This window comes from Streptomyces sp. NPDC057137 (genome assembly GCF_042670825.1).
Lineage (GTDB): Bacteria > Actinomycetota > Actinomycetes > Streptomycetales > Streptomycetaceae > Streptomyces.
This window is the reverse complement of record NZ_JBHUUW010000089.1, coordinates 22,708-28,886: the sequence shown is the minus strand read 5'-3', so window position 1 is coordinate 28,886 and position 6,179 is coordinate 22,708. Positions and strand designations below refer to the sequence as shown.

Annotated in this window: 6 protein-coding genes; 2 read left to right on the top strand and 4 right to left on the bottom strand. The window is 71.7% G+C overall.

The window, feature by feature from the left end:
• Positions 1–33: 33 nt before the first annotated feature.
• Together ACFT9I_RS36840 and ACFT9I_RS36835 are read right to left on the bottom strand one after the other, a co-directional pair.
• Entirely contained in the window at positions 34–1,263 is a 1,230-nt protein-coding gene (locus ACFT9I_RS36840; protein ID WP_382571786.1) for a DUF349 domain-containing protein, read from the bottom strand.
• Between the two features lie 246 nt (positions 1,264–1,509).
• The gene (locus ACFT9I_RS36835) at positions 1,510–2,298 is read right to left on the bottom strand and encodes a peptidylprolyl isomerase (protein ID WP_382571784.1); all 789 of its coding nucleotides are present in this window, start codon (positions 2,296–2,298) and stop codon (positions 1,510–1,512) included.
• 162 nt (positions 2,299–2,460) lie between these two features.
• Between ACFT9I_RS36835 and ACFT9I_RS36830 the strand changes: the two genes are divergently transcribed.
• Both ACFT9I_RS36830 and hisS read left to right on the top strand, forming a co-directional pair.
• Positions 2,461–3,174, top strand: coding sequence for an MBL fold metallo-hydrolase (locus tag ACFT9I_RS36830; protein WP_382571783.1), 714 nt, complete (start codon positions 2,461–2,463; stop codon positions 3,172–3,174).
• Positions 3,175–3,187: 13 nt separating this feature from the next.
• Positions 3,188–4,450, top strand: coding sequence for a histidine--tRNA ligase (gene hisS, locus ACFT9I_RS36825; protein ID WP_382571781.1), 1,263 nt, complete (start codon positions 3,188–3,190; stop codon positions 4,448–4,450).
• Positions 4,451–5,072: 622 nt separating this feature from the next.
• Here hisS and ACFT9I_RS36820 read toward each other — a convergent pair.
• Entirely contained in the window at positions 5,073–5,699 is a 627-nt protein-coding gene (locus tag ACFT9I_RS36820) for a response regulator (protein WP_382571790.1), read from the bottom strand.
• Complete coding sequence (locus tag ACFT9I_RS36815; protein ID WP_382571788.1) at positions 5,696–5,908, bottom strand: ATP-binding protein; 213 nt, start codon at positions 5,906–5,908, stop codon at positions 5,696–5,698. The genes ACFT9I_RS36820 and ACFT9I_RS36815 overlap by 4 nt, the downstream gene beginning before the upstream one ends.
• Between the last annotated feature and the right edge of the window lie 271 nt (positions 5,909–6,179).

The following is a 6,179-nucleotide window of genomic DNA, read 5'->3' as shown; positions in this document are numbered from 1 at the left end:
CCGCCGGGCCGCTCCCTCGTTACGCGTACGGCGTCAGCCGCCGAACTCCTGAAGACCCTTCAGCGCCTGGTCCAGCAGCGCCTGCCGGCCCTCCAGCTCCTTCGCCAGCTTGTCCGCCCTGGCGTTGTTGCCCGAGGCGCGTGCCGTGTCGATCTGCGTGCGCAGCTTGTCGACGGCCGCCTGGAGCTGGCCCGTCAGACCCGTCGCACGCGCGAGCGCCTCCGGGTTCGTACGGCGCCACTCGGTCTCCTCGGACTCCTGAAGCGCCCGCTCGACCGTCTGCATCCGGCCCTCGACCCGGGGCCTGGCGTCGCGCGGCACATGCCCGACCGCCTCCCACCGCTCGTTCAGGGCCCGGAACGCGGCACGCGCCGCCTTCAGGTCCTTCACCGGCAGCAGCCGCTCGGCCTCGGCCGCCAGCTCCTCCTTGACCTTCAGATTCTCCGTCTGCTCCGCGTCCCGCTCGGCGAAGACCTCACCACGGGCGGCGAAGAAGACGTCCTGGGCGCCGCGGAAGCGGTTCCACAGGTCGTCCTCGGCCTCGCGCTGCGCGCGGCCCGCGGCCTTCCAGTCGGTCATCAGCTCGCGGTAGCGCGCCGCCGTCCCGCCCCAGTCCGTGGAGCCGGACAGCGACTCGGCCTCGGTGACCAGCTTCTCCTTGGCCTTACGGGCCTCCTCGCGCTGCGCGTCCAGCGAGGCGAAGTGCGCCTTGCGGCGCTTGGAGAACGCCGAGCGCGCGTGCGAGAAGCGGTGCCACAGCTCGTCGTCGGACTTCCGGTCGAGCCTGGGCAGGCCCTTCCAGGTGTCCACCAGCGCGCGCAGCCGCTCACCGGCGGACCGCCACTGGTCGCTCTGCGCCAGCTCCTCGGCCTCCGTGACCAGAGCCTGCTTCGACTCCCGGGCGGCGTCCGTCTGCTTGGCCTTCTGGACCTTGCGCTCCTCGCGGCGCGTCTCGACCGTGGCGACAAGCCCGTCGAGACGCGTACGCAGGGCGGCGAGATCCCCCACGGCGTGATGCTCGTCCACCTGCGTCCGCAGATGATCGATGGCGGACTGCGCGTCCTTGGCCGAGAGATCGGTGGTCTTCACCCGCTTCTCAAGAAGGCCGATCTCGACCACCAGGCCCTCGTACTTGCGCTCGAAGTAGGCCAGCGCCTCTTCGGGAGAGCCTGCCTGCCACGATCCGACGACCTGCTCGCCCTCGGCCGTACGCACGTACACGGTGCCTGTCTCATCGACACGGCCCCACGGGTCGCTGCTCACAGCGCCTCCTCCACCTGATGCCTGCGAGGGGTGCCCCCCGGGCATCGTCCACAGTTTCCTGGACGGGCCTCGCCCGTCTTCCGCGACGCGAGAGCGGATCCGCAAAGCCGATCCGCGCGTCGCACAACGCCAATCTAGGTGACCGGTGGCCCGGCTGTCCGCACTCCGCACGGCCGAAATTCACGGGTACGACGGCGGGGCGGCCCGAGGCCCCGCGCCACGGCCCGCCCCGCCGGTCACCCGCGGTCACGTCTTGTCGACGGTGCCCTTCTCGATCGTGACGGTCTTCTTCGGCGGACCGTCGCCCTTGGTCTCACCGGTGACACCGGCCGCGGCCACGTCCTTCACGGTCTTGAGGCCGTCGGCGTCCATCGTCCCGAACGGGGTGTACGAAGGTGGCAGCTTGGTGTCCTTGAACACCAGGAAGAACTGGCTGCCACCACTGTTCGGCTGGCCGGTATTCGCCATCGCCACCGAACCGGCGGGGTAGGTCACCGCGCCGTCCGCGGCGGGCTTGCCGAGTGCGTCGAGGTTCTCGTCCGCGATCGTGTAGCCCGGACCGCCCGTGCCGTCGCCCTTGGGGTCGCCGCACTGGAGCACGAAGATGTTCTCCGTGGTCAGACGGTGACACTTGGTGCCGTCGAAGAACTTCTTGTCCGCGAGGGACTTGAAGGAGTTCACCGTTTCCGGCGTCTTCGCGGCGTCCATCGCGATGCCGATGTCGCCCTGGTTCGTCTTCAGGGACATCGTGTACTTGGCCTTGGTGTCGATCGTGATCTTCGGCCCGGCCGGCTTGCTCTCGCTCGGGGACGGCGGCGCCGACGGATTGTCCTGGGCGGTGTCCTTCTTGTCGCCGTCGTCCGTCAGACCCGCGATGGCGTACGCGCCGCCACCCGCCGCCACCACGACGGCCAGCGCCGCGGCGATGACCGCGTTACGGCGCCTCGCCTTGGTGCGGATCTCCGACCGGCGCTGCTGCTGCCGCTCGAACTTCTCCCTGGCAAGCTGGCGCCGGCGCTGCTCGCTGTTGACCACCGGGTCGTCTCCTCGTGTCTTCGTGTCTGCGTGGGCCCTGTGAAGGCAGTCCTATGAACGCGTAACTAGCCCCGTACGGTATATGGGTTACCTGTGGAATGAGGAGCGCCGGTAGGCTCTGATCTGCTGCAATCTCCCGACGGACGACATTTGAGGACGATCGTGCTTATTGCCGGGTTCCCCGCCGGGGCCTGGGGGACCAACTGCTATCTGGTCGCCCCCGCCGCGGGCGAGGAGTGCGTGATCATCGACCCGGGCCACCAGGCCACCCAGGGCGTCGAGGAGACGCTCAAGAAGCATCGCCTGAAGCCCGTCGCCGTCATCCTCACCCACGGCCACATCGACCACGTCGCCTCGGTCGTCCCCCTGTGCGGCGCCCACGACGTGCCCGCCTGGATCCACCCGTCGGACCGGTACATGATGAGCGACCCCGAGAAGGCCCTCGGCCGCTCCATCGGGATGCCGCTCATGGGCGAGCTGACCGTGGGGGAGCCCGACGACGTCAAAGAGCTGGGCGACGGCGCCGAGCTGGACCTGGCGGGCCTGCGCTTCGGCGTCGCGCACGCACCCGGCCATACGAAGGGGTCGGTGACCTTCGGGATGCCCGAGGCGGCGGACATTCCGCCCGTCCTGTTCTCGGGCGACCTGCTGTTCGCCGGCTCCGTCGGACGCTCGGACCTGCCGGGCGGCGATCCGGCCGAGTTGCTCGAATCGCTGGGCCGGGTGTGCCTGCCGCTCGACGACTCGACCGTGGTGCTGTCCGGCCACGGCCCCCAGACGACCATCGGCCAGGAGCGAGCCACCAACCCGTATCTGCGCGAGGTGGCCGCAGGCCCCGGAAGCGGCCGGCAGGCCGCTCCGCGACGAGGATTGTGACGCAGCGAATCCCATGAACACCTTTCAGGCCCCCAAGGGCACGTACGACCTGCTCCCGCCGGACTCCGCCGTGTACCTCGCCGTGCGCGAGGCGATCTCCGCACCGCTGAGGAACTCCGGTTACGGCTACATCGAGACGCCCGGCTTCGAGAACGTCGAACTCTTCGCGCGCGGTGTCGGCGAGTCCACCGACATCGTGACCAAGGAGATGTACACCCTCACCACCAAGGGCGGCTCCGAGCTGGCGCTGCGCCCCGAGGGCACGGCCTCCGTGCTGCGCGCCGCGCTGGAGGCGAATCTGCACAAGGCGGGCAACCTGCCCGTCAAGCTCTGGTACTCGGGCTCGTACTACCGCTACGAGCGCCCGCAGAAGGGCCGCTACCGCCACTTCTCACAGGTCGGCGCGGAGGCCATCGGCGCCGAGGACCCGGCGCTCGACGCCGAGTTGATCATCCTCGCCGACCAGGCGTACCGCTCGCTGGGGCTGCGCGGCTTCCGCATCCTGCTGAACTCCCTGGGCGACAAGGAGTGCCGCCCCGTCTACCGCGAGGCGCTGCAGGGCTTCCTGCGCGATCTCGACCTGGACGAGGAGACGCGCCGGCGCATCGAGATCAACCCCCTGCGGGTCCTCGACGACAAGCGCCGGGAGGTACAGCGCCAGCTCACCGACGCCCCGAAGCTGCGCGACTACCTGTGCGACGCGTGCCGGGAGTACCACGCGGAGGTGCGCGACCTGCTGACCGCGGCGGGTGTCGCGTACGAGGACGACGAACGGCTCGTACGGGGACTGGACTACTACACCCGCACGACCTTCGAGTTCGTGCACGACGGTCTCGGCGCACAGTCCGCGGTGGGCGGCGGCGGGCGCTACGACGGGCTCTCGGAGATGATCGGCGGCCCCGAACTGCCGTCGGTCGGCTGGGCGCTCGGTGTGGACCGTACGGTCCTGGCACTGGAGGCCGAGGGCATCACACTCCAACTGCCGGCCGCCACCAGCGTGTTCGCGGTGCCCCTCGGCGAGGAGGCGCGCCGGCTGCTGTTCGGTGTGGTCACCGAGCTGCGCAGGGCGGGGGTCGCGGCCGACTTCAGCTACGGCGGCAAGGGGCTCAAGGGCGCGATGAAGAACGCCAACCGCTCGGGCGCGCGGTTCACGATCGTCGCCGGTGAACGCGACCTCGCCGAAGGCGTGGCGCAGGTCAAGGACATGGAGAGCGGCGAGCAGAAGCCCGTGCCGCTCGACGCGCTGGTGGCCGACCTGACGGCGAAGCTGACCTGACGCCGTACGGCAGGCAACAGGACGGGCCCCGGCGCGGCGTACGGCGGGTTACCGCAAGGGCCGCGTGCCGGCGGTCTGTCAGGCCCAGGACGTGTGCCGCGTCCTGGGCCCGCGGCGTCGCGAGATCGCGTGGGCCCGTCGGCCGCGTGCCGCCACGTCGCGGCGCAGACAAACCCGTCGCGCCCGCGCCTGTGTGGCGGCCGTACCGCTCGACGCGCCGGTGGCGCACCTGACGGCGAGGCTGACATGACTCCGTGCGCAAGTCACTATGGCGGGTCCCGCAGGCATAGGGCGCAGTGTCGGCCGTGTGGTGACGCCGATGTGCCACCGCTGCCGGTTTGCCGCGTGGCGCCGAGCAGGAGCCCGTACCGCTCGGTGTGCCCGGTGCCCGGTGCGCTGCCGCGGAGCCCGGCTGTGTCGCGCTGCCTGACTTGATCTCCGCACGGAGGACAACGACGGGCCCCGACCGCACGTGAGGTCGGGCCCGTCGCGGCGGGCTGTGCCGTTCGGTGTGCCCGGAGCCCGAAGCCCGGCGCGCTGCTGCGGAGCCCGGCCGGGCCGCGCTGCTCGACCCGCGCGCAGGCGGGGGAGCGCGCGGCCGAGCGGCGCGCCGGCGTCGCGCTCACTCCGCCAGCAGCCCGTGCCGCATCGCGCTCGTCACCGCCGCCGTCCGGTCGTCCACGCCCAACTTGCCGAAGATCCGCAGCAGATGGGTCTTCACCGTCGACTCGCCGATGAACAGCCGGCGCCCGATCTCCGCGTTCGTACACCCCTCGGCGACCAGCCGCAGCACCGCCGTCTCGCGCTGCGACAGCCTCGGCCGCTCCGGCCGGCTGCGCAACTGGTCCACCAGCCGCGCGGCCACCGAAGGCGCCAGGACCGTCTCGCCCCGCGCCGCGGCCCGCACGGCGTCCGCCAGCTCGGCGCGGGCCAGGTCCTTCAGCAGATAGCCGGCCGCGCCCGCCTCCACGGCGCGCAGGATGTCGGTGTCCGTCTCGTACGTCGTCAGCACGATGATTCGGCAAGGCAGCCCGGCCGCGCTCATCCGGGCGATCGACTCCACACCGCCGCCGCCCGGCATCCGCAGGTCCATCAGCACGATGTCCGGGCTCAGTTCGGCGCTCAGCGCCTCCGCCTGCGGACCGCTCGACGCCTCGCCGACCACCGTCAGATCGGGCTCGGCGCTGAGCATGCCGCGCAGCCCCTCACGTACGACGGGGTGGTCGTCGGCGAGCAGGATGCGGATCACGTGGGACTCCCGGTGGGCGAGGACGACGGCGGTGGCGGTGCTGGTGGCGGCAGCGGAAGGCGTACGGCGACGAGCGTGCCGCCGCCCGGGTCGCTGCGTACCTCCGCGCTGCCGCCCACCTCCGCCGCCCGCGCCCGCAGCCCGCTGAGGCCGTACCCGCCGGACGGCGCCGAGACGTCGAAACCGCACCCCGTGTCCCGTATCCGCACACACAGCGCGGCGTCCGAGTACGCGAGCGAGATCGCGGCGCGCGGCCCCGGACCCCGCGTGCCGGGCGGTGTTGGACAGCGCCTCCTGGCACGTACGCAGCGCCACCACCTCCAGCGCGGGAGCCAGCCGCCGGGCCCGGCCGGTCACCTCGACGGTCACCTCGGCCGGTCCTGGACCGTGCCGGGCGGCGAGCCGTCGCAGCGCGTCGGGCAGCGAGTTCCCGTCCAGATCGGCGGGCGCCCCGCCGGCCACCAGGGCACGCGCCTCGGC

Excerpts from the sequence above, each read along its gene's own strand:
- hisS (WP_382571781.1), top strand. The coding sequence starts at position 3,188 with ATGAACACCTTTCAGGCCCCCAAGGGCACGTACGACCTGCTCCCGCCG.